This window comes from Cohnella kolymensis, assembly GCF_000829465.1.
GTDB classification, from domain to species: domain Bacteria; phylum Bacillota; class Bacilli; order Paenibacillales; family Paenibacillaceae; genus Cohnella; species Cohnella kolymensis.
In genome coordinates this window covers 106,504-132,432 of sequence record NZ_JXAL01000001.1, presented here as the reverse complement: position 1 = coordinate 132,432, position 25,929 = coordinate 106,504, and the positions used below count along the sequence as shown (strand labels likewise).

The window sequence follows — 25,929 nt, the reverse complement described above, 5'->3', positions numbered from 1 at the left end:
CGGTATCTTTGTGAATGCGGCGCATTAGTGATGTTTAATATCGTTGTTTACAGGCCGAATGTTTTGTCGCGGTGCAGCTTGTTAACGAGCGTTGCCGAACATTCTGCGGAAAAAACGGAAAGCGAAATAAAGAATAACCGCCCAAAAGATTATTCCAAGGATCGAGAAGCCGCCGTTGCCTCCCCAGCCGAATGGATTGAGCAGGCTGCCGATCAAACCTCCGGCAAGCAATCCTCCGAAAAAACCTCCGAACCGGCTCGCTGGAGCGGTGCCAGGGGCACGATTGCCGGGAGCGTTAGCACCCGGATTACGTCCGGGAGTGACTCCAGTCCGATCACCGCCTGTGTAACCACTTCTAGGTGATCGGTAGCCTCCTCGGCGCGCGCGTGTCCGGTAGGTATTGGATTGTGTATTATCGTTATCGTCGTCCACTATAACCGGGGGAACTACGGCTGATGTCATGACAGTGTGCCCCGGCAGTACAGGAGTCGCTTGAAAAAGAAAATAAAGCCCCAAAACGAGCCCCATGGTTATTCGCAAGCTATCCCTCCGAATCGATGTAAAGATTGAAAGGTAGTATTTGCAATTTAAGGGGGTTTATACGAACTAAAAAGGCTGCGGGATCATACCCCCGCAGCCTCACGTACCGTGAACGATTACTTTGTTTTTGTTTTTTTCGTGCTGTCTTTCATGACCACATCGTACTCGTAATTAACACTGCCGTTGGTGCCTGCTGGAGCCGCAAAGGTCGTCATCATGACGATTTTGGAATACTCCGAGCTGTGCACCATGTCGCGCAGGTCAATTCGATCTTGTTCAGACATGTTGAGGAGGTTAGGGAAGCGAAGTACCTTTGGCTTAGCTTCACCTTTCTTGTAACCGATAAAGGAAACTTGGTAATCGACATATTTGCCGGTTGCTTTCTCTAAGCTCATAAAGCCGTCGGTCGAGGTCATTGGATCGATCGTCACACCATTGAGCCTAAGGTCGGACAAATACCAGCCGGATCCATTCGCGCCCCAGTCAGTAATATACCGGAAGCCCAGCAGTACTTTTTGGCCGGCATATGTGCTTAAATCAAAGGTTTGCGTTGTCCATCCGTCGCTAGTTCCAGTAAATCCCGGTAAATTGGCTCTGATTTTAGGGTGTCCATCTTCTACTAGATCTTCACGGGTATTCGCGTTAGCCAGAGATTTCCAGGTTTGCCCATTGTCAGTGGACACTTGAACCACGCCAAAGTCCCACTGTTCCTCAATGTCGTATTTTGTATCGAAAGTGATGGACGGTGCGGTTACATTGGTAAGATCTAACGGCTTAATTAAGAAGTTGTCTGCAAGATCACCCATGTTACCCCACAGTACTTGACCCTTGTCGGCATCTGCTGCAGCAGTCCAGTTCGTTCTGAGGAAGTCGATCCCTTTGAAGTAGAGATTTTCAATTTTCTTGTCAGGTGTGATGACCTTGAAATCGGTACCCCAGGCCGGGGCAACATTGTCGCCGAGCTGAGAGCCCTGGACATTCGGCTTCAGATCAATGGAGTTAAAATTGAAGGCATTATCGCCTTTATATTTGCCGTCGACCATAATCGCGGTCATGAAGTCGGCGTAAGTGTCCGCAAATGTTTTGCCGGCACCGACTTGCGCCAATGTATCATTCACGCCGTCAATGCCTAGCTTCTGGTTGTGGAACTCTTTTTGGATAAAACTTTCGCCATACTGATCGTAAAGGTACAGTTGGAACAAGTAGGCGGCCCCGTAATCACCAAGGATCTGGAGATCCGTCTGGTCACCCCAGATGGTCAATGAATTGCGAAGGTTATTCATGAAGAAATCGACATGACCTTGGGAATGGCCGTATCCGACAAGGAATTGGGCGAAATCGGACAAACCCTCGTTAACGAAGTTCTCTTCCGCACCATCCGTATCGCTGTGCAGCAAGTGTTGGAACTCGTGAGCGAACACGCCTTCATACAGATACGGTTTGGCTGCGTTAGGACCTGTACGGTTAACCCAATCGAATGCGTCTATCGTCATGACGTTGCGATCGGTGAAATCGCTGACCGTAGGAGAAAAGTATCCGGCGACGTAGCTCGGATAATTCGAATCGCTATAGCCTTCATCTCTTATGTTATCTATCAGAATGACAACGCGTCCGCTGTCATCAAAATATTCCGGCAAATATCCGTGCTCTCCTTTGCGTTCCGCAGGGGGAGCAAAAAATTCCACTTCTTTTTCATACATCCGAGTATCGAACTCGTTTAACAAATAGTTAACTTGAGTATCGGTGATGGTAACCATCGAGTTCCGAGGATCGCCGGCTGGGAAGTTCAAGTTATTGGCTACCCAAACTTCACCGTAGGTGCCGATCGCACGCAGTGTGAAGTTTCTTAGTGTATAACCGCTGTTCATAAAGTCAGTTACTACCCAAGGCACCACTTTCGTTCCGACATCATCTGGTGTGACACTTTGGGCAGCTGCGGTTCCGCCGGCGGCGTCCGCTCCCTCGAGTGGGAAGTCCACGCGATGCTCCGCTTTCGCTGCGGCCACAGTATCCGCGCGCAGTTTGCTGCCCACATCCATTACGGACGGGTTAGCATTGAAGCTTTTAGTTGCCCCGAAAACGGAAGAGGGCACGATGATGCTGCTTGCGAGTAAAATGGATGTAGCTATGCTTAGTACTTTAGGTCTCCTCATTAAACAAAATCCTCCTCTGATTTTCTTACCGTTGCAGGCAACCCATGTAGATGCAGAGCCGTCTCCCGGTATTCAAATCATAGCAGGCTGGAATTTTTAGGGAAGTGCTTTTGTAACCGGATACAAAGTCCCGTCCAAATAGCTTATTCGACCTGTTATTACCCGATAAGCCAAAAAAAAAGCGGTCCAAAAGGACCGCTCACATAATTAGCCAATTACTTCCCTCTCTGCCGCCCTCTAATCCCGAACAATAGAAACTGCAAGGCCCCAAGGATCAAGGTGTCGACCACAGATGCCGTCAAAAACGACAAAAGAACCAGTTGGGAGTGCCTTGTGCATAATAGAGAAGCATATGAAAAGCGAGCAAAAAAGAAGAAGAACCAGAGTAAATTAACCCGCCTGACCCAATCGAACATTGTCTATTCAGACTCCTTTTTGGAAAGCCGCTTATCAAGCCTATATACATACGTTACCCATCAAGATATATATTATACATAAACGCGATTCCACCGACTAAAGTATAGGGGAGTACGAGAAATGGAGGGAGCTATGAAAATCGAACAATTGAAAAACACAATCATCGATATAGGGAAGAGAATGTATGATAAGGAATGGGTGGCTTCCAATGACGGCAACATCAGCGCCAGAATCGCCGACGATCGGGTTCTGATGACTCCGACCCGCCAAAGCAAAGGATTTTTGCAGCCGGACATGCTCACGATTATCGACCTGGAAGGAAATATCATCGAGGGTACATATCAACCGAGCTCCGAATCATTGATGCATCTGACGATTTACCGATCCCGTCCGGATGTAAGAGCCGTCGTGCATGCGCATCCCCCGATTTCAACGGCCTTTGCGGTAGCCGGCATTCCGCTCGATCGTTACATTTTGCCGGAAGCGATTCTGGAGCTCGGCAAAGTGCCGATCGCTCCATACGGGACACCCGGCACTCCCGAGCTGTCAGCCTCATTCAGCGGCATAATCGACAGCCATGACTGTTTCCTGCTCAAAAACCACGGGGCTGTAGCAGTCGGTGAAGATCTCATGACCGCGTACTACAAAATGGATTCGCTGGAGATGTTGGCAAAGGTCGTATTTCATGCGAAGCTCCTCGGCAATGTGGATGAAATACCGAAGGATAAGGTCGATATACTGGTAAACAGAAGAAGCGCATACGGCATTAAAGGGAGACAGCCGGAATTATAACTACAGCCGCGTAAGTAAAAGGGGACCCTGATTCAGGGCCCCCTTTTGAATGCAATTCTATTTAATTACCCGGGCAATTAAGCTTTCAAACGGGTCCTTAAGGCCTAATCGTTACGGGGGTATGAATCGGCACCGTATTCGCTAATTGCACGACATCTTCATTGTACATCCGAATGCAGCCGTGGCTAACTGCTCTTCCAATCGAAGATGGGTTATTCGTGCCATGAATGCCGTAATGCGGTTTGGACAAACCCATCCAATAGGCACCGAACGGACCGCCGGGGTTTGGCTGTTTGTTCATGATCGTATAGTGTCCAGTAGGAGTGCGAGTAAGCATTTTGCCTATAGCCACCGGATATGTGTTTACTACATTAGCTCCGTCCAGCAAATGTAATTTTCTCTCTGATAAATCCACAATAATTCCGTATTTCGGCATTCCACCACTCCTTTACCTCCATGCTATGTGCATTGCTTTGCAAAAGACTCTGATGAACCCCAATGGATTTTCCTGTAATAATGAGCGTCCGTTCATATTTTTATTATTTTTCTTAAAAATGGGTCGTTTTATTGTTTTAAAGACCCTTGACGTGGTGAAAAGAAGGAAGAATGACATATATTCCCGAATTGGGACAGGAGGAATGGGAGCATGAAAAAGTGGAGTTCAATCATCCTTTCGGCGGCGGTGGCTCTGTCAATTCCCGCAAGCGCATACGCAACGGGGGACACTGGGTCACACGTAGAGAGCGTACTAAGCATCGACGGTAAAATAGATGCGAAGTGGCAGGAAGTCGACAAAATCGCATTCAATGACGCCACCACCGGCGCAAAAGGCTTTTACCGTTTAATGTGGGACGACGGCCACTTGTACGTCTTGGTTGAACTCGAAGGGGCGGCAAAGTTGTGGGACAAAGAGAAAATCCCTACACTGCTGAGTCTTTGGTACAACTCGGACGGTAAAGTGGATGCGGACGGTTCCATATCACTCGTCTATCCGAACCTGATCGAGCGCCATGACAACGGGCTTCACCTTGGATGGTTCAAAGGGGATAACCTTGTGAAAGCCCAAGCTGTATCCGGAGACAATGTCGTAATCGAACTGGAACTTCCATGGGAACACAAGGAAGGCAAGAAGCTTGAAAAAGACGTGAAAATCGGTTTTGGAGCAGTGTTGAAAGCGCTTGGGAAAGTGAAAGCGGATGCGAAAGGCGAATTTATCATCGAACTTACGGCAGAAGAAGTTGCAAAAATCAAGCCGACGGTTCTTAATTTGTTAACATTGTTTGAAGGCTCGATGGAACTCGATGTGACCGGCAATGGTAACGGCAACGGCTCAGTTACTGTCGGCGGCAACACGAACATGAATGCTGGAAAGAAGCTGGGGACAGTGAAGGTGGAGCTCATCGGCGCGCTGAATGGAGGCAGAATCATCGGCTCCTTCGAGGATGGCGTTGACACCGGAACGAATCCGGGCACAACCACACCAACCGGCGGAACAAGCACCGGCGGAACAGTAGTCGTCACCGGCCCAGGCTCGGCGACGGGTGGAACGACCGGCGGATCCGGTACCGATACGGGCAGCGGTACGGGCAACACCGGCGGTGAGGTTCTAGGGGTAAGCACTGGCGCTATTCCATCCGCAATGCCGAAAACCGGTGGCGGCGGTGCCAGCGAGCAGGTCGATTGAGGTCAGCTATGAGAAGCTTTATTAATAGAGAGAAAGCCCTGCGGCTTTCTCTCCTTTCTTTCAAAGTGCCCGTATTTTTGCTGTTGATATGCGTTTTGTTCACTGGCTGCGGCTCGACGCAGAAACCTGCCGCGTCTGCTGCTGACGCACCAATGGCTTCTGTGGCAGCTGCGACTGTGTCTTCGGAATCTCCTGATCCGTCTAACGATGTCCCTGCGGTCAAAGAGCCGGCAAAGGGGATCAAGTCCGATACCGGCAAGGCGTCTGCCGCTTCACATGAAGGGATCGTTCCCAGTGCGATTTACATTCCATCCCTTAAAATAGAAGCCGATGTCATCTCGCTCGGTTTAACCAAAGACGGAGCCATGGACGTGCCGAAGAATGATGACGACGTCGCCTGGTTCGCGCCTGGATATCGCCCGGGCACACCGGGACACGCGGTATTAGCCGGACATGTGGACAGCAAAACCGGGCCGGCGGTATTTTATAAGCTTCGCGAGTTGAGCAAAGGCGATAAGATCGTCCTTACCGACAAACATAACAAGAAGCTTACGTTTAAAGTGATCGCCACGGCTAAATACCCGTACGACGATGCCCCGCTCGAGGAAATTTTCGGGCCTTCCAAATCGCCGCTCTTAAATGTAATAACCTGTACCGGTGCGTACAGCCGTTCCGAAGGCACGCATCAAGAACGGCTGGTGGTGACTGCCGAGCTTGTTTCTTAAAGAAGCACCGTTCCCTCCTTGTCCTCCCTGAATATAATGTAGAAAATTTTCTCTCTGGGGGGAGCGGACATGCATCTTTTTCTAGGCGTGGGAAGTATATTACTGGGATCTACGATGACTTTCGCATTTGGACAGTGGACGGAAACACTCACTCTGTTGTCGGTTCTGATCGCTATCGATTATATAACCGGCGTAACAGCCGCGATACGGGACGGAAGCGGGCTGGATAGCAAGGTCGGCTTCTGGGGTTTATTTAAAAAGGGCTTGATTCTGCTCGTTGTGCTGCTTGCTCACCGTGTGGACGTGCTGCTCGGCACCGAAATGGTCATGGGAGGCGCGGTGTATTTTTATATTGTGAACGAACTTCTCTCCGTCATTGAAAATTTCGGCCGCATTGGAGTCCCCCTGCCTCCCAGCTTACGTAAGGTCATCCAAATCCTTCGGGATCGAGTGGGAAAGGAATAATCTACCGGTGTTGTGTCGGTTATTTTTTTTTGGTTATAATAAGAACATAAGTTCGTATAATGCTTGGAGGGGTTCACAATGGACATTCATCCGTTATCCCGTCACACGGGCGATGTGGCTTTGATCATTTATCTTGATCGCACGGGCGCGATCAGTCAGAGGCGTATAAGGGTGGATTCCGTGAGCGGCGGCAATATACGGGCGTACTGCTATCTGCGGCGCGGCATTCGGCTGTTTCACAGCGACAGGGTGCTGGCTTTCCGCATTGTGGGCCGGGCACGCAGGTACGGTTAAATCGTTCATCATTTTGACAAAACTAAAAAAAGTTATCTCATCTCTCTCATATGCACTTGAGTTCAAACGCTTCTTTTAGGTAATATAGTAGGAGATAATTCGCAAGGGAAGCAGGGGAGCACACGATGCATAAATGGCTATTTTCTACTTTGATCGCGGTCGCTTGCGTTATGGGCGTGTTCTTGTTAGCGACGGGATTGCCCGACAAGCCGATTGACGAGTCTCGCGGATTGAAACCAGGCCAGGAATTGCTGAAAATCACCGCCACTAACTTTGAGTTTGACAAGAAAGAGTACAAGGTTAAAGCAGGCACCAACTATAAGATTTCATTCTCCAACAGCCTGGGCAATCATGGTGTCGAGTTCCAAGGTCTTGACGTCAAGCTGGATAAAGACAATCCGGTCGCGGAAGTCACTTTCGATAAGCCGGGTACTTATGAACTGAAATGTTCCATTATGTGCGGACCAGGGCACCCGAACATGAAATCGGTAATAATTGTAGAGTAATAACGACGAGGAGCCGTAAAGGCTCCTTTTTAATAATGAAAGAAAGGGAATAACTATGATTACACACATGGTCTTGTTTAAGTTGAAAGATCGCACTCCCGATAGCATTGCGCGTACGGCAGAAGTTCTGCGCAGTATGGAAGGGAAAATCGATGTGCTTCGGCACATAGAGGTCGGGACCGATTTCCTCCGCTCCGACCGCTCTTATGATATTGCCTTGATCACGAAATTCGATTCCATGGAAGCTCTGCAGGCTTATCAGGCCCATCCTGTACATCAACCGGTCATCGAGCATATGGCGTCTGTCCGTGAATCTTCGGTCAGCGTGGACTACGAGAGCTGAGAGGGAGATTCCCGTGGCAGAAGATACCGCAAGCATGCGTGACGTTTACGAGATGATGACTTATCTGCTGGTTATTGTGATTAGCGCGGTGGTCATGACGATCTGGTTAAAGCGAAGGAACAAGCGCAAACGAAAATAACAGGGGGCCGACCTCGATGTATTATGTCAATAGGGAAAGCATTCGCAGCCGGCTGGACTGCTTACCTGAAGTGGGCGAGGCGCTCTCCGGGGCGGCTGCCTCATGGAAAGGCACATTGATAGAAGGCTTGGCTCAGGAACGTGCTCTTCATTTGGCTGCGGAAATCGTAACCGATGTGGGCAATGCGTTGATTGACGGTTTTCTGATGAGAGATGCAAGCAGCTATGAGGATATCATTGAGATTATAGCGACCGAAAAGGTGATTTCCGGCGAGGTTGCTGAACCGCTTCGCCGGCTTGCCGCACTCCGAAAGAGACTCGTACAGGAATACGACAGCTGGCCGCGTCGTGAGCTGCATCCGTTGTCTGCGGAACTGCCTGCGGTTTTGAACGCTTTTTCGACACAGGTCAGCGACTATTTGCACCAAGAGCTGGACGCTTAGATTCGGTTTCTCCTTTGATTTGGCGATTTACGGACGGCTCCGTTTCCGCTACAATTAAGCCAAAACACCCTTTATTCCGATGGAACGGATACACAGGCCGTGTGAAAAGGAGGAGAATGCTCATGGCGGAGGAACAATATTCAACAAGACGCCAGCTGCTTCAGCTGCTTAAGACGCAAGGCAGCTGCGGAATCGGTGAATTATCCAAACCGCTCGGCATTACCGAGATGGCGGTGCGCCGCCATATTCACACTTTGGAACGGGATGGCCTTATTCGATCCACTCTGGTGAGGCAGGCAATGGGACGTCCGATGTATAGTTATAGCTTAACGCCCGAGGCGGACGATCTGTTTCCGAAAAACTATCCGCAGCTTACTTTGGATTTGTTAAGCGAACTGGAAGAACAGACGGGCGGTCCGGAAGTGATCGATCTGATGTTTCAAGGCCGACGCGACAAGCTGGAAGACCGCTATCGGCCTCAGATGCAGGATAAACCTTTGGAGGATCGCGTATCCGAGCTAACGTCCATTCAGAACGCAGGCGGCTATATGACGGAGTGGGAGAGAGCCGAAGACAGCGGAACGTTGCATCTACATGAATATAATTGTCCGATCGCTCAAGTCGCGAATCGGTATCGGCAGGCCTGCAGATGCGAACAGCAGCTTTTTGAAACATTGCTGGACGCCCAGGTAGAGCGGACGGAATGTCTGGCGGAAGGCGGAGGGCGCTGTACGTATGCAATTCGCCCCAAGAGCGCAGCTCAATAATGTTATTGTCAGGGTCTATCTGCTTCCGTAGCAGAGAAACCCTTTTTATTTTGTTGTCCCTTGTGTCAATACAAGCTGTGCCTTCTTATACTGTCATTAACCGCATGGGCATTCGCCCGGGTACCGTAAAACAGGAGGCGGCAACGGATGGCATGGGATGTGACGGCTTACGGAATAGCGTTTGCGGTTATCGCGATCGCCGCAGCGTGCGTATGGGGCATTGTTGAAGCTTGCAGGCTGTTGAAGCGCATTGCCGGGAACGTAGAGACGCTCTCCCGAGAGACGGAAGCCGCATTAACGGAGTGCCGGCAGTTGGCTGAAGAGGCAGCCGGTGCCGTGCGTGCAGGCCGCCGCAACATCGAAGGCTTTGCTGCACTTGCGGAGGGGGCGCGAGTGCTCGGCGAGGCGGCGCAGGCAGCCGCACATTCCGTGTCCCAGGTGGCAGGCATATGGAAACACCGAGCCGGATCCGGCATCGCCGCTGCTGAAGAGCGTGAAGATGACAACGGCCTCCAGGCTCAGGATTGGATTCAATTGGGCCGAAATATCCGGCAGCTTTGGAAGAAGCGGACCGGAGGACGCGGGCCGGCCGACTGTTTGCCGAATTCGGGGCCGAGTGCGGATCCATCACAAGGAGAGTGAATTTTCATGGCAGACAAAAAGGCGCTGAAATCCTTTTTCTGGGGCACAGTCACGGGAGTAGTTACCGGTGCGGTGACCGCTCTATTATTTGCTCCGAAACCAGGTCGTGAGCTGCGAAAAGATATTACCGACACCGCGCAGCTAGTCGGGGAGAAGACGGTGGATATAAGCCGCCAGGCCGGAAGCGCGGTGCAGACCTTAGCCAAAAGAACGACGGACTTCGCGGTGGACGCCAAAGCGGCTGCCGGACGATTCGTAACCGATATCCGGTCGCCCAAAAACGGCGCAGCCGCCGATGATGTGTCGGAAACACAAACGTTTGTCGACGACAATTCCGCGGCATTATAGCCGCCGTATCGTGCAACAACGCCGCCTGCTCCCGCCGCGCGGCGTTGTTGTTTGCTTGAAGCTTGTCCTTTTATAGGCTAAAATGTAGGTACATTTTTTATCTGTAGGTCATAATCTATCGAGAATCGACATCATTATATTTGCAGAAAGCGGTGTTCACGTGCAGCAGGCGATCGCAATCCTGGATTCCGGCGTTGGCGGACTAACAGTCGTCAGAGAAGTAATGCGTCAGCTTCCCAGGGAAAAAATACTATACTTCGGTGACACCGCACGAACCCCTTATGGCCCGAGGCCGGCGGAAGAAGTCATATCCTTTACCCGTGAAATTGTTGATTATCTCGTTCAATATCAACCGAAAATGGTTGTCATCGCTTGTAATACAGCAACGGCGGTGGCTCTTGAGGATATCCGCAGCCGCATCGATCTGCCTGTGGTAGGCGTCATTAATCCCGGCGCCCGTGCAGCAATCGGGCGGACCAAAAGCGGCATGGTAGGCGTCATCGGCACGGAAGGAACGATCAAAAGCCGAGCCTATGAAACGGCGCTGAAAACCTTGTCGCCGCGTGTTGCAGTCGTGAGCCGGGCATGTCCCGCGTTCGTTCCCCTCGTGGAGGACGGCAACTTCCTCTCGCCGGAAACTTATGAGACCGTATCGGCTTCGCTGGCATCACTCAGGAACAACGAGATGGATTGTCTCATTCTCGGATGCACTCATTACCCTTTCCTGTCCGACGCCATTTCGGAAGCGATGGGTTCCGACGTAACATTAATCAATTCCGCCGAGGAAACGGCGCGCGAAATCAGCACGATTTTGCATGAAAAACATCAATTGGCCGGCAGAGACGAAGTTCCCGTTCACCAATTTTTCTGCAGCGGGGATTCCCGCAAGTTTCAAGACATCGCACAGAACTGGCTGGGCGAGCAAATCCGTTTGACCCCTGTCATCTGGCAAGTCCCTCATATCAGTATGTAACGTTTAAACGAGCGCTTGCCATGGCATCCGTTAAAGGGTGGCCGCAGCAAGCGCTCTTTTTTTCGTGCGGTCATATTCGGGAGAATGCCCTCATACATCAAGTAAACGTAAAATGAGGGAGGAGACGTCTAAAGTGACAAAGGGACGTTATGTCGTACAACAGAGGGATACGCCGAGGAGGATTGCGCAGAATCTCGGTATCACCCGGATTTCGCTCATGTCTGCCAATCCGCAATGGGATCCCAAGACTCCGATTGTCCCGGGAGAAACCATTAACATTCCATTGCTTGCGCACAACCATGATCCGGATACGATCGTAATGACCGCGGCCGAATACGGTCCGGCGCAGTTAAGCGGCGACATACAAAGATTGTCGCAGGTTTACCCGTCTATCAAAGCAGGAGTAATCGGGCGGAGTGTGCTCAGTCAACCGCTCCACGCACTGAATATAGGCAGCGGTCCTTTCCTCTGGCATTTCAACGGTGCTTGTCATGCGAATGAATGGATCACCTCACTGCTGCTGATGAAATTTGCGGAGGATTATGCGAAGGCTTATGAGCGCGGTAAGACCATCGGGGGCAAACCGGCTGCCGATCTTTTCTCCCGTTGCAGTCTGTGGATCGTCCCCATGCTGAATCCCGATGGAGCGCAGCTGGCGCAAGAGGGGCTACACCCTGAACATCCGCTCTATGATGAATTGCTCCGGTGGAATCGGGGTTCCACGCGGTTTCATCGTTGGAAATCGAACGCAAGGGGGGTGGATTTGAACGACCAATTTCCCGCGCATTGGGATGAAGAGAGGCAGCGTCGGGGTGTGAGCGCGCCCGGCCCCCGTGATTACGGCGGACCTGCGCCGTTATCGGAGCCGGAAGCATCGGCGCTTGCGGAATGGACGGAGCGAATGGACTTCGATGCCGTTCTTGCGCTCCATACTCAGGGTGAGGAGATATATTGGAATTATCGCAGCTGTGAGCCGCCTGAGGCGGAACAGTGGGCGCACCGAATGGCGAAGGCTGCCGGTTATCGGGCCGTTTATTTGGAAGGCAGCGATGCCGGATACAAAGACTGGTTTATATCAAAGTTCGGCAGGCCCGGTTTTACGGTTGAAGCCGGCTGGGGGCACAACCCGCTCAGTTTGGACGATTTTGACGACATTTATGACGACATCGCAAAGCTGCTGGCTGAGGCGTTGGACTCGCGCCGAGGTGATTCGTTTCAGGCGGGGTGGGGTAAACTTGATGAAAGTTAGGTGAAAAGGAGGCCCGGTTATGCCCCGCCGATCTTTGTTCGCGTTATGGAGACATCTGCCCAGCCGCGTCTGGCGTATTCTGCGCTCCGATCGCATTGCCCTTAAGGATAAGCTGCTGTTCATCGTGCCGGTGGCGCTCTATTGGGTGCTTCCTGACTTTATGCCTTTTATGCCGATTGACGATGCCGCGGTCACGGCAATTGCGGCAACCTGGTTCGCGCGGGCGATGGAACGCAAGTACGGTTCGGAAAAAATATGATGCATGTTGCATGATACCGGGCGTTTCATTACAATAAAAGAGGATAAAGCAGACGGGAGTGGAACGCCAGATGAAATGCAAAATTACTCGCAATGCAGCGAATGTACTTCGCCGTGAATTGGACAAGCCGGAGAATGCGGGCAAAAAGCTGCGCGTATTCGTAACGCACAGTCACGGAGATCACGCACATTACGGAATGGATATGGGCGAGCAGACCGACAAGGATGAGCTCGTGTCGACGGATAAAGAAATCGATGTTCTGTTAGCCAAAGGGGATGAGTTCCTCGACGGTGTGAAAATCGATTATTTATATTTTCCGCAAGAAGGATTTGTCATTACGAATCCAAGCAAGGGTAACCATGGAGAGCATTGAAAGCACCTCTGCTGCGCTTAACGATATTCGGATCTGCGACAAATGCAAGCATATGCGCGTGAAATCCATGCTGTCGAAGCTTGATAAAATGTCGCCGGGCACCGAAGTCAAAGTGGGCTGCAAGTCCTATTGCGGACCGTGCTCACGCTACGCATTCGTGTTTGTCAACGGCCGTTATGTGACGGCGCCTACGGAAGACGAAGCGATCGAGAAAGCGCGCAAATATTTGAAAATATGAAAAGCGGCCGAACGGCCGCTTTTTTGATGGATGGAAGAGTCCTGCAGGTGGTGTTTATTTCTCTTTGCCGCGAAACGTGGAAATCAAGTTATGCTCGATGACACGGTCGGAAACTTCGAGTTCCCGTTTGGCCGCTTCAGCCGGAGCGGTGCAGGAAGCCGGATCTGCGGCACTGCCGTCAGGCAGGGCATAGCATGATCCGTTGCCGGCAATGCCGTCTGCGCTCGGCACATAGTACACTCGGCCGTCCGTAAAGCCTCCATTGCGGAATACGACGGGTTTGGCCGCGCGCGAAAACATGCTCACACCCATCATATAACGGTCATCCATCGGAATTCCGAGCAGTTGCATTAACGTAGGAGCGGTGTCGATCTGACCGACGGCCTTGCCCACGATGCCGGCATGCTCATCTCGCGGCAGGTGAATGAGAAAAGGAACCTTTTTCACTATTGCGTCTTGGTCCAAAGCGGTCACCGGCTTGCCTAGCAACTTCTCATAGGGCTTCCAGTCATATATCGAATTGTCGTGATCTCCATAAAAAATGAGAATCGTATTATCCCAAAGATCCTGCTTCTTTAACAGATCGACCAGCTCGCCGACGGCGGAGTCCACATAGTGCGCCGACTGCAGGTAATCTCCGAACATCGTTCCGTCGAAAGCACCGCCGTTCAGCTCACGTTTGGAATAGGGCAGGTTGTACGGGTGGTGGCTCGACAAGGTGATCGTCAACGCGTAAAATGGCGAATGGTTTCTCTCCTTCAGCTGATCTATCGTTTGCCTGAAAAACGATTTGTCACCTAACGACCATCCCATCGGTTCGTCGATCTTGTAGTCTTTCACCGTGTAAAATCTGTCATATTGCATCCCGCTGTACATGTTATGCCGGTTCCAGAAGCTTCCGTCGTACGCATGATGCACGGTCGTATCATAGCCTTCGCCGTTCAGTATGGAGGGCATGCAGTCAAAAGTGTTGCCGGCAAAACGTATGAATACCGAGCCGGTGGGCAGCGGATGCATGGAGCAGCTTGTGGCGAAATCCGCATCCGAAGTGCGGCCCTGAGCCGTCTGATGATAAAAGTTAGGGAAATAGGCGCTTTTTTTGATCAGCTCGTTCAAGTTCGGCGTTATTTCTTTACCGTTCACCGATTGTCCGATGACGAACTCCTGGAATGCTTCCGCTTGCACGATCAGGACGTTCTTCCCTTTATATGCTCCGAATAACGGCTCGGACTCCGCTTGTTCCTGAAGCTTTCGACGTTCTTTGAACCATGCTTCCGCTTGCTGCGTTTGTTCTTCAGAGAGCCCGCCGCCGAACCAATGCTCCTTGGCATAACGGTAAGTGTCATAACCGTGAAAGCCGAGCAAGCCGGTTACATTATAAATCGGAACGTTCCACCAGTTGCCTGTGAATAAGCCTCGAGCCCAGCCGTTCTTTTGACTCTCGACCGGAAAATAGATAAGCGACCATCCCAATACGAGCGCAATGAAGGCGGCAACGGTTTTGTACAGCATCGGTCTGCGCGCGGTTGCATGAGAAACCCGGGCTCTGGACCGGCGTTCCGATTTGATCCTGAGCAAAGCCCAAACAGCCATGACCGCCGCAACGGGGATATCGGCGAAAAGCAGCCAGTCCTTCGTCTGTATGAGGCTCCAGATGCTGTCGCCCAGCTCTCCCACCTGGCCGGCTTGCAGGAGTACGGGAATGGAGATAAAATCCTTAAAATAGCGGAAATAAACCAAATCGGAGAATAATAGAAAACTGAGTACGGTATCCACCAACGCCACTGCAATCAGACGTCCGTGCCGTCCCAAAAAAACGATCCAAAACGTCGCGAAAAACATGGCACCGAGGTTAACCTTCCACTTCCAATGGTTCATGCCGCCGACGTTAAATTGATGATCGAGCCAGTTTAATTTATATAATATCGAGACGATTAACAGGGTTATAGACCAGTAGGGCCACAGCCGGAGACCATCCAGACTTAGTCGGAGGCCTTTGCGGGAAGCAGTGTGTAACTGCGCGAACATGTAACGATCACCATTCCTTGGATCTGAGCGCTGAACCGCTCGATCATGATTATTGTTAACGCAATGTAAATTCCAAATAAAATCAGTATAGCTTTTGTTGTATCGCTTTACAAAATCGGAGATGGAAGGTGTTATATATGGACATATCTGCTGAGTCTTACTTCGATTCCTTGTTTCCTGCCGATCCGGAATTGGAGAGAGTTAAGGATAACCTTCGCACACATGGGATGCCGGATATTTCCATCGCTCCCGGCTATGGCAGATTGCTCACCCTGCTGGTTAAAATGTCAAACGCCCACAGCGTGCTTGAAATCGGTGCGCTCGGCGGATACAGCGGCATTTGTCTGGGCCGGGGATTGACCGGCAGCGGGAGGCTCGTTTCCTTGGAGCTCCGTGAGGACTATGCCGCGATTGCGCAGTCGAATTTAGCGGATGCGGGACTCGGTGATCGCGTTCAATATATGGTTGGCGACGCAATGTTAAGCTTGCGGCAGTTAGAAGCGGAGGGGGCGCGGTTCGACTTCTTTTTTATTGACGCAGACAAGGAGAATTATCCTAATTACCTGGACCGGTGTATAACGCTTGCCAATGAGGGTGCGATGATCGCCGCGGATAATACTCTTCTAAGAGGCCGGACGGTAAATCCGGACAAGCAGGGGCCATCCGTGTCGGCGATGCGTGAATTCAATCGGAGAATCGCACAGGACCCGTATCTCATAGGCACCCATTTGCCGGCTTATGACGGCTTGGCTTTAGCGAGAGTGCATAAAAAAGCGTGAAAAGTGGTGTCAACCTCTAAAACCCGCTACGTATAAAGGGACTTCATTTACTTAAGGAATGCATATAAAGCGTTTTCATTTTTTCATTAAAAAATTTACTTAATATATTACAAATTTATTACCCAAAAATTACAATTTGTTGCTATTTAATAGAAAAAAATTGTAAAGGTGAGAAGTTTGATTGTACAGCTTTATCGCAGGTTTGAGAAATTTGGATAAATATGCACTGGGATAAATTATAATTCAGTAAAAGAAAACGTTTCCTGTTATGTGGATGTCAATTTTTATAACATAAGCGGTTTTAAAGCAGCTTTTTGTAATTAATTTATTGCGGATTCCGCAGGTTATATAGTAATATTTGAAATGTTCAAAGTAATTTCAGGAGTTGATTTTTGCAAAATAATACACCGAAACCAGGTGGGGGATTTGCAATTTGCACCAACTGAAAACGCTTCTAAGAACATTGAAGAAAAATGGGGAGGCAAAGGTATGAAGTTCAAGAAGTTTACGTCAACAGCACTCGTACTTACACTTGCAGGAAGCCTATTGGCTGCTTGCAGCGGCAACAACTCTGGCAGCAACGCTTCTGAGTCGGCTGGTAACAGCAGCGCACCTGCATCAGGCAGCGCATCCGCTAAACCTACCGGGCCGCAAGAATTGGTAATCAACTACCGTACGGATCCGCCGGCTCTGGACGTATCCATTGCCGAAAGCTCGTCTTCCTTCACCATCCTTGGAGCAATCAGCGAAGGATTGTACCGTTTGGATAAAGATTTGCAGCCGCAGCCGGCTCTTGCTGCAGAGCTGCCGCAAATTTCACCCGATGGACTTACTTACACAGTCAAATTGCGCGACGGAATCACATGGGCAGACGGTACTCCGGTAACCGCTCAAGATTTTGTATACTCTTTCCGCAGAACGTTGGATCCTGCCACTAAAGCGACTTACGCTTTCATGGTCGCATGGATCAAAGGCGGAGAGGCTGTAATGACGGCTAAAACTCCTGAAGACGTTAAAAAAGCTCAGGAAGCATTGGGCGCTAAAGCACTCGATGAAAAAACTTTGGAAATCAAGCTTGAGAGACCGGTCGCATTCTTTACCTCGACTCTCGCATTCTTGAACTTCTATCCGCAGAAGCAAGAATTCGTTGACAAGTGGGGCAACGAGAAAAGCGGCGCCGATGCCGACAAAGTATTGGGCGCAGGTCCTTTCGTTCTCAAAACTTGGGATCACGGCCAAAAGCTCGTTCTCGAGAAAAACCCTAAGTACTGGGATGCAGCCAATGTCAAATTAGATAAAGTTACTTTGAACGTCGTTAAAGACAACGCTACCGGATTGAACCTGTACGACACCGGCGCAGCCGACTATACGGTTCTTGATGGAACGCAATACATGCAGTTGAAAGATAATAAAGAATTGGTTCGTAAGAAAGAGCTTGTAACAGGTTACGTGAACTTCCAGCACACGAAAGTTCCAGCTTTCAAAAACGTGAAGATCCGCCAAGCGTATACAGCGGCAATCGATCGTCAAGGTCTTGTCGATACTGTACTGCAAGGAAATACAGCTGCAGTAGGTTATACACCTAGCGGTAACCTGGATGGAAACGGTCAGGAATTCCGTAAAGTTGCCGGCGATCTTGAGCAGCCTTTCGATGCGGCTAAAGCAAAAGAATTGCTTGCACAAGGACTGGCTGAAGCAGGACTGAAAGAAATGCCTGAATTAACAATCATCGGAGATGACAACGGCACAGGTCCTAAAGTGTTGGAATTCTTGGCAGGCCAGTGGGAACAAAACCTGGGCGTTAAGGTTAAAACTTCTCCAATGCCGCACGCCAACCGTCTTGAACTTGAATTGAACAAAAACTACGAAATCGTGTCCACATTGTGGGGCGCAGACTATAACGATCCGATGACATGGCTCGATATGTATCTGACTGGCGGTTCCTTCAATACTCAAGATTGGTCCAGCGCTGAGTATGACAAGTTGGTTAAGGGCGCACAATCAGACACAAACCTGGAAAACCGTGCAAAGAGCCTTGTCGAAGCAGAAAAAATCCTGATGAACGAAGCTGCGGTATCACCGCTTTACTATCGTACGCTGAACATCATGGTTAAGCCGAAAGTCAAAGGTTTGATCCAGCCTCCTTACGGCGTGGAATTCGAATTGAAATGGACTTCGATTGAAGAATAAATCGCTCTTTTCACAACTGCACAACTAGCAATTCATGAAAGAGGCCGTTTATAGGACGGCTTCTTTCATGTTCTTAATACTTTAAGGAAAAATTTTCATATCGTTACTGAAAGGGGGAATGGTTGTGCTAAAGTACGCTGTGCGCCGTATCATCTACATGATCATTACCTTGTGGGTTATTGTTACGGCCACTTTCTTTCTCATGAAATTGCTGCCCGGAAACCCCTTCGCCAACGCTTCGGCGAAATTGCCGCCGGAAGCTCTGGCAATCATCATTCAACAGTATGGGCTGGATCAGCCTGAATGGAAGCAGTATCTGAAGTACGTAGTCAACATCACTCAAGGGGATTTCGGCGTTTCGTATCAATATCCGACACGTACCGTAGCCGAAGTGATCAGCAAATCCTTTCAAGCCTCATTGGAGCTCGGACTTGAATCTCTGTTTCTTGCTATTATCGTCGGCTTGACTCTTGGCACCGTTGCCGCTCTGAAGCATAACAAATTGGGCGATTATTCCGCGATGTTCGTCGCTCTGGTCGGCATTTCAATTCCCTCATTTGTTGTCGGACCGCTGCTTTCGCTCTATGTAGGCGTTAAAGCCGGGTGGCTGCCACCGGGTCTCTGGGATGGTCCTGAGCATCGCATCATGCCGGCCATAGCGCTGTCTTTCGGTACGATTGCGATCCTGGCGCGTATGATGCGGGCTTCTATGCTGGAAGTGTCAAGTATGGACTATATCAAGACCGCTAAATCCAAAGGTCTGTCCACTACAGCTGTCGTAAGAAACCATATGGTCAGGAATGCCATTCTTCCGGTCGTTACCATTCTCGGCCCGATTGCGGTTAACGTAATAACGGGAACGCTGGTCGTAGAAAGAATATTCGCCGTACCGGGCTTAGGAGCCCAGTTTGTAGAATCCATATATTCCAATGATTATACGATGATCACCGGACTGACGCTTTTCTACGCATCCATATTGGTAGTGGTGATGTTCGTTACGGATATCGTTTATGGATTGGTAGATCCGCGTATCCGTGTCGCGGGGAGGAGGTAGACGATGGAAGCAATCTCGAAAGAAAAGTTTCAACCGGCAGAGAAAACTGCAAACGTCGAAGCGATCGTCCGCCCCTCTGTTACTTATTGGCAGGACGCATGGAGGCGTTTGAAAAAAAATAGAATGGCAATGGCAGGCTTGATCGTTCTCATTATTTTAGCTGGGTTTGCTATATTCGCACCTATGTTCAGCAGTCATGATTATAAGACCCAGGTGTTGAAAGATACGTTTCTGAAGCCTTCCTCCGCGCACTGGTTCGGTACCGATCAATTAGGCCGCGATCTTTGGGTGAGGGTTTGGTGGGGCGTTCGGATTTCATTGTTTATCGGTCTCGCCGCAGCGGCGATCGATTTGGTTGTCGGTGTCCTTTACGGCGGCATTTCCGCTTACTTCGGCGGCCGTGTCGATGACATCATGCAGCGTATTCTTGAAATCATTTACGCGATACCCCTTCTTTTGCTGGCGATCCTGTTCATTGTATTTATGGGTCCGGGTATCAGCTCGATTATTATCGCTTATGCCATCTCCGGTTGGGTAACGATGGCGCGGCTCGTACGAGGTCAAATGCTGCTTCTTAAGGAACAGGAATTCGTTCTCGCAGCCCGGACGCTTGGCGCCAGGCCGGCACGGATTATCTTGAGGCACCTTGTGCCGAACGTGCTCGGACTTATAATCGTACAACTCACATACGTTGTGCCGACAGCCATTTTCTTCGAAGCGTTCCTTAGCTTCGTCGGGGTTGGTATCAGGCCGCCTATGGCTTCTTTAGGTAAGCTGATCAGCGAAGGCGCCCAAGTGATGAGATACCAACCTCATCTTCTGCTTTACCCTACCATTCTTTTCAGTTTAATCTTGCTCAGCTTTAACTTATTGGGAGACGGTCTGCGTGACGCTCTCGATCCGAAAATGAGAAAATAAGGAGGCGTGTCGTATGGCCAAGCCTATACTTGAAGTGAACGATTTGCGAGTCTCCTTCAAGATGTATGCGGGAGAAGTGCAAGCGGTCCGCGGCGTCTCATTCACCTTGAATAAAGGGGAAGTTCTCGCAATCGTCGGAGAGTCCGGCTGCGGTAAATCCGTTACCGCCCAGACGATTATGAGATTGAATCCGACACCGCCCAGCATCATCAAAGAAGGATCGTCGATATTGTTTGACGGCAAGCATGAAATTACGAAGCTGACAAACTCTCAAATGGAACATGTGCGCGGGGAAGAGATGGGTATGATTTTCCAAGATCCGATGACCTCTCTCAATCCGACGATGACCATCGGAGCGCAAATTTCAGAAGGCATTCGCAAACATCAAAAGGTGAAGAAAGTAGAAGCGCTGCTGCGGGCGTCCGATCTGCTCGCACTTGTCGGCATTTCCAATCCGCATGAGCGGCTTCATCAATATCCGCATGAGCTGTCCGGCGGTATGCGCCAGCGGGTCATGATCGCAATCGCGCTCGCTTGTAATCCGAAGCTTCTCATTGCCGACGAACCTACGACGGCGCTCGACGTTACGATTCAGGCGCAAATCATCGATTTGCTGCGGGATATTCAGAAAAAGACGGAAACGTCGATCATTATCATCACGCACGATCTCGGGGTTGTCGCTGAAATCGCGCAGCGTGTCCTGGTCATGTACGCGGGAAGAGTTGTCGAACAGGGCTATTTGGACGAAATATTTTATAATCCTCAACATCCGTATACTTGGGGTCTTCTTCGCTCGGTTCCGCGATTGGACAGCGACACCAAGAGCGCGCTCGTATCCATTCCGGGAACGCCGCCCGACTTATTCGCACCGCCGAAAGGCTGTGCTTTTGCAGCACGTTGTCCCTATGCCATGAAGGTATGCACCGAGATCGACCCCGGACATTTCCGCGTTTCAGATACTCACAGTTCCGCTTGCTGGCTGCTCCACGAGGATGCGCCGAACGTAGAGCGGCCGATTGAAGCAGGAGGTCGCACCCATGGCTGAACAACCCATTTTGGAAGTAAGAAACCTAAGGAAACATTTTAACTTGGGCGACGGTAAAATATTAAAAGCGGTGGACGGGGTTAACTTTGCCATCAATAAAGGGGAAACCTTCGGACTTGTCGGAGAGTCCGGCTGCGGTAAGTCAACTGCCGGGCGTACCATCATTCGCCTGTATGAGGCGACTGACGGCGAAGTATTGTTCAATGGCAAAGACATTCGCAAGCTTGAGGGGAAACAAAGGCAGCAGTTGTACCGCAATATGCAGATGGTCTATCAAGACCCGTATGCTTCGCTTAACCCGCGTATGACCGTCGGTAATATTATCGCCGAAGGCCTTGATATTCATGGTCTGGCAAGCGGTAAAAAGCGCCGGGAGCGCGTCAGCGAGCTGCTGAACGATGTCGGATTGAACGAGGAACACGCGAGCCGATTCCCGCATGAGTTTTCGGGCGGCCAGCGCCAGCGGATCGGAATTGCCCGCGCATTGGCGATCGAGCCTCAGTTCATCATTGCCGACGAACCGATCTCCGCGCTTGACGTTTCGGTTCAGGCGCAGGTCGTGAACCTGTTCAAGAAGCTGCAAAGGGAACATGGCTTGACGTATCTGTTCATCGCCCATGACCTTGCAATGGTGAAACACATTTCCGACCGTATCGGCGTTATGTATTTGGGCAAGCTGGCGGAAGTTGCGCCTTCCGAGCAATTATATGCAAAGCCGCTGCACCCTTATACACAGTCGCTGTTATCCGCGATTCCGATTCCGGATCCTCAGCTGCAGCGGAAGAGGGAACGAATTATCCTTAAGGGAGAAATTCCGAGCCCGCTGAACCCGCCGAGCGGCTGTCCGTTCCGGACGCGCTGTCCATTCGCGATGGATGTGTGCGCGCAAGTGATGCCTGAGTTCAAGGAAGTTGAGCCTGGGCATTTCGTCGCTTGTCATTTGCACACCTAGACGAAAAAGGGTGGTCCAAGTTGTCTTGGGCCACCCTAATTTTTTGCTATGATCGGCTGATTTTACGGGGAAAGTATCTCCTTCCGGGTCCTGTTAAAATCGTGAAATTTGAATGGTTCTTAAGGTTATTTCACGATTTTAAAGGGACACGCTCTCGCTCCTCCAGGAGACACTTTCCCCTCTTTGCCTGTCAATACAATGCAATTACTACAAGCTCTTTTTCGTTAAGGGTTACAAGCTCTTTTTCGTTAAGGGGACTTGAAGGCTTCGGGATGCCCAGGCGCAGGTGATGAATAAGAGGGCCGCTGCGAGAAGGAACAGCCCTTCAATGCCGATGAGACCGGACAACGCGCCGCCCACCACCGGACCGGCCATGTTGCCGAGACTCATGGCGCTGCCGTTAAAGCCGAAGGCGCGGCTTTCCATTCCGTCGGGCGTATAGCGACGGATGAGCGCATTCACAGTGGGGATTAGGCCTCCCATAAAGCACCCAAGCAAAAAGCGCCAAACGAGCAGCTCGCCGACCGATCCGACGAATGCCTGGGGTATTAGCATCAACGCGGCTCCGGCAATGGAGTAAATCAGTATGCGGGACGCTCCGATGCGATCGCTGAGACGTCCCAGGATCGGAGGCGGAGACCATATTCGAGATGCCGGTTACAGACCCGACAAACCCGGCATAAAACGCCAGATTCTCGGTTGTGCCATGAAGATGCTGCACATAAAGCGGAATAAGAGCCATTGGGCTTAGCATCGCAAACTGGATGAGGAATGTCACAGACAGCAGCGCCGGGAGCTGAGGAATGACGATTAATTCACGCAGCCCTTTGAACACGCTGACCTGTACACGTTTGGAAGCCGCGGCGCGATCGAAGTTTTCCTTCACTAACAGCCATGAGAGCACGGAGGCTACGAATAAGAGCGAGCCCGTGATATAGAAGATCGGGCGAAACCCGAAGGTGTCCGCCAACAGACCTCCGATGAACGGCCCCAATATCGTTCCGGCAGTAGCGCCTGATTGAAGCGTCCCCATGGCGAAGCCCATTCTTTCCTTTGGCGTTGTGGCCGCAACCAGCGCGACCGCCGCAGGAGCGAAACCGGATATAATGCCGTTCAGCAGCCGCAGCACGAGGAGATGCCACGGCGCCGCCGCAAAGCCCATCAACAGCATGACGATCGCCATCCCGAACCCCGAACGCAGCAGCATCATTTTACGGCCGTAACGATCCGAAAGCTTTCCCCAAATCGGTTGAAAAAGAAACGCTGTGACGAAGTTCGCTGCAAAAATCAAACCGGCCCAAACGCCGACCGCGTGCTCATCCGTAACGCCCAGCTCCTGTATGTAGAGCGCCAAGAATGGCATAATCATGGTCATTCCGGCCATCACCAGGAAGTTGCCGCCGGACAAAACCACCAGATTAATTTTCCACCGCTGCATCTGTTTCTCCTTTCATTACAAGGCTCAATAACGACAGTATAGCACATGCCCGACACGGGGCATTGCGCCCATTGTCAAACTATTGTCATAGTCGGCGGGATGTTCGAGGTTGTTCGGGGACGGCAAAAAGGGCATAATGAAAGCAAAGATTAACCATTCCATCGAATAAATGAGGACGCTAAATGAGCTATAATGATCGTTTTTTACGAGCGTGCCGCAAGCTAGCCGTGGATCGGGTGCCTGTGTGGTACATGCGGCAAGCCGGCCGTTACGATCCCGATTATCGCAAAATAAAAGAGAAATATACGCTTCTGGAGATTTGCAGACAGCCGGAGCTCGCGGCAGAGGTTACTTTAATGCCTGTGCGCAAGCTGGGGGTGGATGCCGCCATTCTTTATTCCGATATTATGAATCCCGTCGCTTCCATTGGCATTGACTTCGATATCGTGAAGAATATCGGACCGGTCATTCAAAATCCGGTACGGCAGGCCAGCGATGTGGATCGGCTGAAGCCCATCGATGTGGAAGGCGACCTGGCTCACATTCTGGAGACGATCGCGATATTGGATCGGGAGCTGGAGGTGCCGCTCATTACGTTCGCGGGCGCACCGTTTACTTTGGCCAGCTATATTGTGGAAGGACGTCCGACCAAAACTTATTTGCAAACCAAGGCGCTGATGTACGGTGAACCGCAAGTGTGGCATCGCCTCATGAGCAAGCTGTCCGATATGGCAGCGGACTATTTGCGCGCCCATGTGAAGGCAGGTGCGAAAGCAGTGCAGCTGTTCGACAGCTGGGTAGGCTCGCTGGCGCCTCACGACTTCAAGGAATATGTGCTTCCTCATGTTGAGCATATTTTCGACAGATTGTCCGATCTGGACATTCCCAAAATCTATTTCCCAGGGGTGAGCTCCGGGGAACTGCTGCCTCACTTAACCGGTCTGAAAACGGAAGTCGTGGGACTGGATTGGCGCGTTTCGTTAACGGACGGTCGTCTTCGCACAGCAGGCAAGTTCGCTGTTCAGGGCAATCTCGACCCGTATGTATTGACCGCTCCGACCGAGATCATTCATCAGCATGCGCGTCGTTTGCTGGATGAAGGAATGAAGGAGCCCGGCTTTATTTTTAACCTTGGACACGGATTATACCCGGAAGCTTCGCTGGAGAAATTGCGTGAGTTGACGGAATTCGTTCATTCCTACTCGGAAAGCCGCATCGCCGCGGGGGTGAAGCCGTGAGTACGAAAGAGAGCAACGCAATTGGAGTTCTCGTGATGTCATACGGAACTCCCGAATCCTTAGAAGGCGTGGAAGCGTACTATACCCACATCCGGCGGGGCAATCCGCCCAGCGCTGAGCAATTGGCAGATTTGACGGCGCGTTATCGTGCGATTGTCGGCGGCGTTTTCCCTTTGCGGGAAAATACCGACCGGCAAGTGTCCGCATTGCAGCGGACGCTTGATGAGCTCGCCGGTGAAGGCGCATTCGTGTGCTATCAAGGGCTGAAGCATGCTTCTCCATTTATTGAAGACGGAGTAGCCGCGATGGCTGCAAATGGAATTAAGAAGGCCGTGGCGATCGTGCTGACGCCTCAGTACTCCGTTATGAGTGTGGGCGGGTATATGAAGCGCGCAGAGGAAGAAGCGGCAAAACACGGCATTAAGATGCAAACCGTGCGTGAATATCACCTGCATCCTCAGTTAATCGATGAGCTCAGCAGCCGTGTTCAAGAAGGATTGGATCGTTTTGGCGGATCGCGGGAAGACACGATGGTTCTGTTCAGCGCCCACAGTCTTCCGGCAAGAATTGTTGAGATGAAGGATCCTTATCCCGAGCAGCTGCTGGAAACCTCGCGTGCAGTCGCAGAGGAGGCAGGTGTCCGGAAATGGGAGTTCACATGGCAAAGCGCCGGCCAAACCGGGCAGCCTTGGCTCGGACCGGATATTCTGGAGACATTGGACCGGCTCAACGGCGAAGGCGTGAAATCGGTACTCGTCGCCCCTGTCGGCTTCGTGTCGGATCATCTGGAAGTATTGTATGATCTCGATATTGAAGCCCGAAAGTTCGCTGAGGAACGCGGTATGAGACTTGAGCGGATTCGAATGCTGAATGACGACGCTCAATATATGACTGCACTGGCTGAGTCGGTGCTGGCGGCGCTTAAGGAGAGTGAATGA

General features: G+C 51.0%; 29 protein-coding genes and 1 pseudogene. 25 read left to right on the top strand and 5 right to left on the bottom strand.

The features are described from left to right. Window positions 1-81: 81 nt before the first annotated feature. Together SD71_RS23420 and SD71_RS00665 are read right to left on the bottom strand one after the other, a co-directional pair. Window positions 82-540, bottom strand: a complete 459-nt coding sequence (locus SD71_RS23420; RefSeq protein ID WP_152619297.1) for a hypothetical protein — start codon at window positions 538-540, stop codon at window positions 82-84. Between the two features lie 116 nt (window positions 541-656). Then, the gene (locus SD71_RS00665; protein ID WP_052475814.1) at window positions 657-2,693 is read right to left on the bottom strand and encodes a choice-of-anchor J domain-containing protein; all 2,037 of its coding nucleotides are present in this window, start codon (window positions 2,691-2,693) and stop codon (window positions 657-659) included. Window positions 2,694-3,242: 549 nt separating this feature from the next. Between SD71_RS00665 and SD71_RS00655 the strand changes: the two genes are divergently transcribed. Then, a complete protein-coding gene (locus SD71_RS00655; RefSeq protein WP_041058383.1) occupies window positions 3,243-3,902 on the top strand; it encodes a class II aldolase/adducin family protein in 660 nt (219 codons plus the stop codon). Window positions 3,903-3,999: 97 nt separating this feature from the next. Here SD71_RS00655 and SD71_RS00650 read toward each other — a convergent pair whose 3' ends face one another. Continuing rightward, window positions 4,000-4,338, bottom strand: a complete 339-nt coding sequence (locus tag SD71_RS00650) for a L,D-transpeptidase (RefSeq protein WP_041058380.1) — start codon at window positions 4,336-4,338, stop codon at window positions 4,000-4,002. A 210-nt stretch (window positions 4,339-4,548) separates the two neighbouring features. On the opposite strand from SD71_RS00650, the gene SD71_RS00645 reads away from it, so the two are divergent. The 16 genes from SD71_RS00645 to SD71_RS00575 all read left to right on the top strand — a co-directional run bounded on the left by SD71_RS00645 (window position 4,549) and on the right by SD71_RS00575 (window position 13,349). Continuing rightward, a complete protein-coding gene (locus SD71_RS00645) occupies window positions 4,549-5,586 on the top strand; it encodes a sugar-binding protein (protein ID WP_041058377.1) in 1,038 nt (345 codons plus the stop codon). A gap of 8 nt (window positions 5,587-5,594) precedes the next feature. Then, complete coding sequence (locus tag SD71_RS00640; protein ID WP_052475813.1) at window positions 5,595-6,311, top strand: class F sortase; 717 nt, start codon at window positions 5,595-5,597, stop codon at window positions 6,309-6,311. Window positions 6,312-6,380: 69 nt separating this feature from the next. Continuing rightward, entirely contained in the window at window positions 6,381-6,776 is a 396-nt protein-coding gene (locus SD71_RS00635; protein ID WP_052475812.1) for a phage holin family protein, read from the top strand. A gap of 78 nt (window positions 6,777-6,854) precedes the next feature. After that, on the top strand, window positions 6,855-7,070 hold the full coding sequence (locus SD71_RS00630; protein ID WP_052475811.1) for a hypothetical protein: 216 nt from the start codon (window positions 6,855-6,857) through the stop codon (window positions 7,068-7,070). 125 nt (window positions 7,071-7,195) lie between these two features. Then, window positions 7,196-7,576: a cupredoxin domain-containing protein gene (locus tag SD71_RS00625; protein WP_041058374.1), complete on the top strand. Its 381-nt coding sequence runs from the start codon at window positions 7,196-7,198 to the stop codon at window positions 7,574-7,576. A 55-nt stretch (window positions 7,577-7,631) separates the two neighbouring features. Continuing rightward, window positions 7,632-7,919, top strand: coding sequence for a Dabb family protein (locus SD71_RS00620; RefSeq protein WP_041058370.1), 288 nt, complete (start codon window positions 7,632-7,634; stop codon window positions 7,917-7,919). Between the two features lie 13 nt (window positions 7,920-7,932). Then, a complete protein-coding gene (locus SD71_RS25355) occupies window positions 7,933-8,058 on the top strand; it encodes a hypothetical protein (RefSeq protein ID WP_268747693.1) in 126 nt (41 codons plus the stop codon). 16 nt (window positions 8,059-8,074) lie between these two features. Then, window positions 8,075-8,500: a DUF86 domain-containing protein gene (locus SD71_RS00615; RefSeq protein WP_041058367.1), complete on the top strand. Its 426-nt coding sequence runs from the start codon at window positions 8,075-8,077 to the stop codon at window positions 8,498-8,500. Window positions 8,501-8,622: 122 nt separating this feature from the next. Beyond that, window positions 8,623-9,267 (top strand): helix-turn-helix transcriptional regulator, encoded by a 645-nt coding sequence (locus SD71_RS00610; protein ID WP_041058363.1) that lies wholly within the window; start codon window positions 8,623-8,625, stop codon window positions 9,265-9,267. 147 nt (window positions 9,268-9,414) lie between these two features. Beyond that, a complete protein-coding gene (locus SD71_RS00605; protein WP_041058360.1) occupies window positions 9,415-9,909 on the top strand; it encodes a hypothetical protein in 495 nt (164 codons plus the stop codon). A 6-nt stretch (window positions 9,910-9,915) separates the two neighbouring features. Further along, the gene (locus SD71_RS00600) at window positions 9,916-10,257 is read left to right on the top strand and encodes a YtxH domain-containing protein (protein WP_041058358.1); all 342 of its coding nucleotides are present in this window, start codon (window positions 9,916-9,918) and stop codon (window positions 10,255-10,257) included. A 160-nt stretch (window positions 10,258-10,417) separates the two neighbouring features. Continuing rightward, window positions 10,418-11,230 carry a glutamate racemase gene (racE, locus tag SD71_RS00595; protein WP_041058355.1) on the top strand — a complete coding sequence of 271 codons (813 nt, stop codon included), beginning with the start codon at window positions 10,418-10,420 and terminating at the stop codon, window positions 11,228-11,230. 133 nt (window positions 11,231-11,363) lie between these two features. Beyond that, the gene (locus SD71_RS00590; RefSeq protein ID WP_235426937.1) at window positions 11,364-12,479 is read left to right on the top strand and encodes a M14 family metallopeptidase; all 1,116 of its coding nucleotides are present in this window, start codon (window positions 11,364-11,366) and stop codon (window positions 12,477-12,479) included. 19 nt (window positions 12,480-12,498) lie between these two features. Next, window positions 12,499-12,738 (top strand): hypothetical protein, encoded by a 240-nt coding sequence (locus SD71_RS00585; RefSeq protein ID WP_041058353.1) that lies wholly within the window; start codon window positions 12,499-12,501, stop codon window positions 12,736-12,738. 70 nt (window positions 12,739-12,808) lie between these two features. Then, the gene (locus SD71_RS00580) at window positions 12,809-13,111 is read left to right on the top strand and encodes a heme biosynthesis protein HemY (protein WP_041058351.1); all 303 of its coding nucleotides are present in this window, start codon (window positions 12,809-12,811) and stop codon (window positions 13,109-13,111) included. Then, window positions 13,098-13,349: a DUF1450 domain-containing protein gene (locus SD71_RS00575; protein WP_041058349.1), complete on the top strand. Its 252-nt coding sequence runs from the start codon at window positions 13,098-13,100 to the stop codon at window positions 13,347-13,349. Before SD71_RS00580 ends, SD71_RS00575 begins: the two co-directional genes overlap by 14 nt. Window positions 13,350-13,403: 54 nt before the next feature. Here SD71_RS00575 and SD71_RS00570 read toward each other — a convergent pair whose 3' ends face one another. Next, window positions 13,404-15,377: an LTA synthase family protein gene (locus SD71_RS00570; RefSeq protein ID WP_041058347.1), complete on the bottom strand. Its 1,974-nt coding sequence runs from the start codon at window positions 15,375-15,377 to the stop codon at window positions 13,404-13,406. A gap of 137 nt (window positions 15,378-15,514) precedes the next feature. Between SD71_RS00570 and SD71_RS00565 the strand changes: the two genes are divergently transcribed. The 6 genes from SD71_RS00565 (at window position 15,515) to SD71_RS00540 (ending at window position 22,315) form a co-directional block, all read left to right on the top strand. Continuing rightward, the gene (locus tag SD71_RS00565; RefSeq protein WP_041058345.1) at window positions 15,515-16,156 is read left to right on the top strand and encodes an O-methyltransferase; all 642 of its coding nucleotides are present in this window, start codon (window positions 15,515-15,517) and stop codon (window positions 16,154-16,156) included. Window positions 16,157-16,645: 489 nt separating this feature from the next. Then, on the top strand, window positions 16,646-18,346 hold the full coding sequence (locus tag SD71_RS00560; protein WP_041058343.1) for a peptide ABC transporter substrate-binding protein: 1,701 nt from the start codon (window positions 16,646-16,648) through the stop codon (window positions 18,344-18,346). A 124-nt stretch (window positions 18,347-18,470) separates the two neighbouring features. After that, on the top strand, window positions 18,471-19,400 hold the full coding sequence (locus tag SD71_RS23415; protein ID WP_041058341.1) for an ABC transporter permease: 930 nt from the start codon (window positions 18,471-18,473) through the stop codon (window positions 19,398-19,400). 3 nt (window positions 19,401-19,403) lie between these two features. Continuing rightward, window positions 19,404-20,318, top strand: coding sequence for an ABC transporter permease (locus SD71_RS23410; protein ID WP_041058339.1), 915 nt, complete (start codon window positions 19,404-19,406; stop codon window positions 20,316-20,318). A 13-nt stretch (window positions 20,319-20,331) separates the two neighbouring features. Continuing rightward, window positions 20,332-21,363, top strand: a complete 1,032-nt coding sequence (locus SD71_RS00545; protein WP_041058337.1) for an ABC transporter ATP-binding protein — start codon at window positions 20,332-20,334, stop codon at window positions 21,361-21,363. Beyond that, a complete protein-coding gene (locus tag SD71_RS00540; protein ID WP_041058335.1) occupies window positions 21,356-22,315 on the top strand; it encodes an ABC transporter ATP-binding protein in 960 nt (319 codons plus the stop codon). The genes SD71_RS00545 and SD71_RS00540 overlap by 8 nt, the downstream gene beginning before the upstream one ends. A 231-nt stretch (window positions 22,316-22,546) precedes the next feature. On the opposite strand, the pseudogene SD71_RS00535 reads toward SD71_RS00540, so the two are convergent. Then, window positions 22,547-23,753, bottom strand: a pseudogene (locus tag SD71_RS00535) (MFS transporter). A gap of 182 nt (window positions 23,754-23,935) precedes the next feature. Here SD71_RS00535 and hemE point away from each other — a divergent pair. Together hemE and hemH are read left to right on the top strand one after the other, a co-directional pair. Further along, window positions 23,936-24,991, top strand: a complete 1,056-nt coding sequence (gene hemE / locus SD71_RS00530; RefSeq protein WP_041058334.1) for a uroporphyrinogen decarboxylase — start codon at window positions 23,936-23,938, stop codon at window positions 24,989-24,991. After that, window positions 24,988-25,929: a ferrochelatase gene (hemH, locus tag SD71_RS00525; RefSeq protein ID WP_041058332.1), complete on the top strand. Its 942-nt coding sequence runs from the start codon at window positions 24,988-24,990 to the stop codon at window positions 25,927-25,929. The genes hemE and hemH overlap by 4 nt, the downstream gene beginning before the upstream one ends.

Bases quoted from the DNA above. Each gene is read 5' to 3' on its own strand.
- SD71_RS00665 (WP_052475814.1), bottom strand. From the start codon at position 2,693: ATGAGGAGACCTAAAGTACTAAGCATAGCTACATCCATTTTACTCGCA.
- SD71_RS00655 (WP_041058383.1), top strand. From the start codon at position 3,243: ATGAAAATCGAACAATTGAAAAACACAATCATCGATATAGGGAAGAGA.
- SD71_RS00650 (WP_041058380.1), bottom strand. From the start codon at position 4,338: ATGCCGAAATACGGAATTATTGTGGATTTATCAGAGAGAAAATTACAT.
- SD71_RS00645 (WP_041058377.1), top strand. From the start codon at position 4,549: ATGAAAAAGTGGAGTTCAATCATCCTTTCGGCGGCGGTGGCTCTGTCA.
- SD71_RS00640 (WP_052475813.1), top strand. From the start codon at position 5,595: ATGAGAAGCTTTATTAATAGAGAGAAAGCCCTGCGGCTTTCTCTCCTT.
- SD71_RS00635 (WP_052475812.1), top strand. From the start codon at position 6,381: ATGCATCTTTTTCTAGGCGTGGGAAGTATATTACTGGGATCTACGATG.
- SD71_RS00630 (WP_052475811.1), top strand. From the start codon at position 6,855: ATGGACATTCATCCGTTATCCCGTCACACGGGCGATGTGGCTTTGATC.
- SD71_RS00625 (WP_041058374.1), top strand. From the start codon at position 7,196: ATGCATAAATGGCTATTTTCTACTTTGATCGCGGTCGCTTGCGTTATG.
- SD71_RS00620 (WP_041058370.1), top strand. From the start codon at position 7,632: ATGATTACACACATGGTCTTGTTTAAGTTGAAAGATCGCACTCCCGAT.
- SD71_RS00615 (WP_041058367.1), top strand. From the start codon at position 8,075: ATGTATTATGTCAATAGGGAAAGCATTCGCAGCCGGCTGGACTGCTTA.
- SD71_RS00610 (WP_041058363.1), top strand. From the start codon at position 8,623: ATGGCGGAGGAACAATATTCAACAAGACGCCAGCTGCTTCAGCTGCTT.
- SD71_RS00605 (WP_041058360.1), top strand. From the start codon at position 9,415: ATGGCATGGGATGTGACGGCTTACGGAATAGCGTTTGCGGTTATCGCG.
- SD71_RS00600 (WP_041058358.1), top strand. From the start codon at position 9,916: ATGGCAGACAAAAAGGCGCTGAAATCCTTTTTCTGGGGCACAGTCACG.
- SD71_RS00585 (WP_041058353.1), top strand. From the start codon at position 12,499: ATGCCCCGCCGATCTTTGTTCGCGTTATGGAGACATCTGCCCAGCCGC.
- SD71_RS00580 (WP_041058351.1), top strand. From the start codon at position 12,809: ATGAAATGCAAAATTACTCGCAATGCAGCGAATGTACTTCGCCGTGAA.
- SD71_RS00575 (WP_041058349.1), top strand. From the start codon at position 13,098: ATGGAGAGCATTGAAAGCACCTCTGCTGCGCTTAACGATATTCGGATC.
- SD71_RS00570 (WP_041058347.1), bottom strand. From the start codon at position 15,377: ATGTTCGCGCAGTTACACACTGCTTCCCGCAAAGGCCTCCGACTAAGT.
- SD71_RS00565 (WP_041058345.1), top strand. From the start codon at position 15,515: ATGGACATATCTGCTGAGTCTTACTTCGATTCCTTGTTTCCTGCCGAT.
- SD71_RS00560 (WP_041058343.1), top strand. From the start codon at position 16,646: ATGAAGTTCAAGAAGTTTACGTCAACAGCACTCGTACTTACACTTGCA.
- SD71_RS23410 (WP_041058339.1), top strand. From the start codon at position 19,404: ATGGAAGCAATCTCGAAAGAAAAGTTTCAACCGGCAGAGAAAACTGCA.
- SD71_RS00545 (WP_041058337.1), top strand. From the start codon at position 20,332: ATGGCCAAGCCTATACTTGAAGTGAACGATTTGCGAGTCTCCTTCAAG.
- SD71_RS00540 (WP_041058335.1), top strand. From the start codon at position 21,356: ATGGCTGAACAACCCATTTTGGAAGTAAGAAACCTAAGGAAACATTTT.
- hemE (WP_041058334.1), top strand. From the start codon at position 23,936: ATGAGCTATAATGATCGTTTTTTACGAGCGTGCCGCAAGCTAGCCGTG.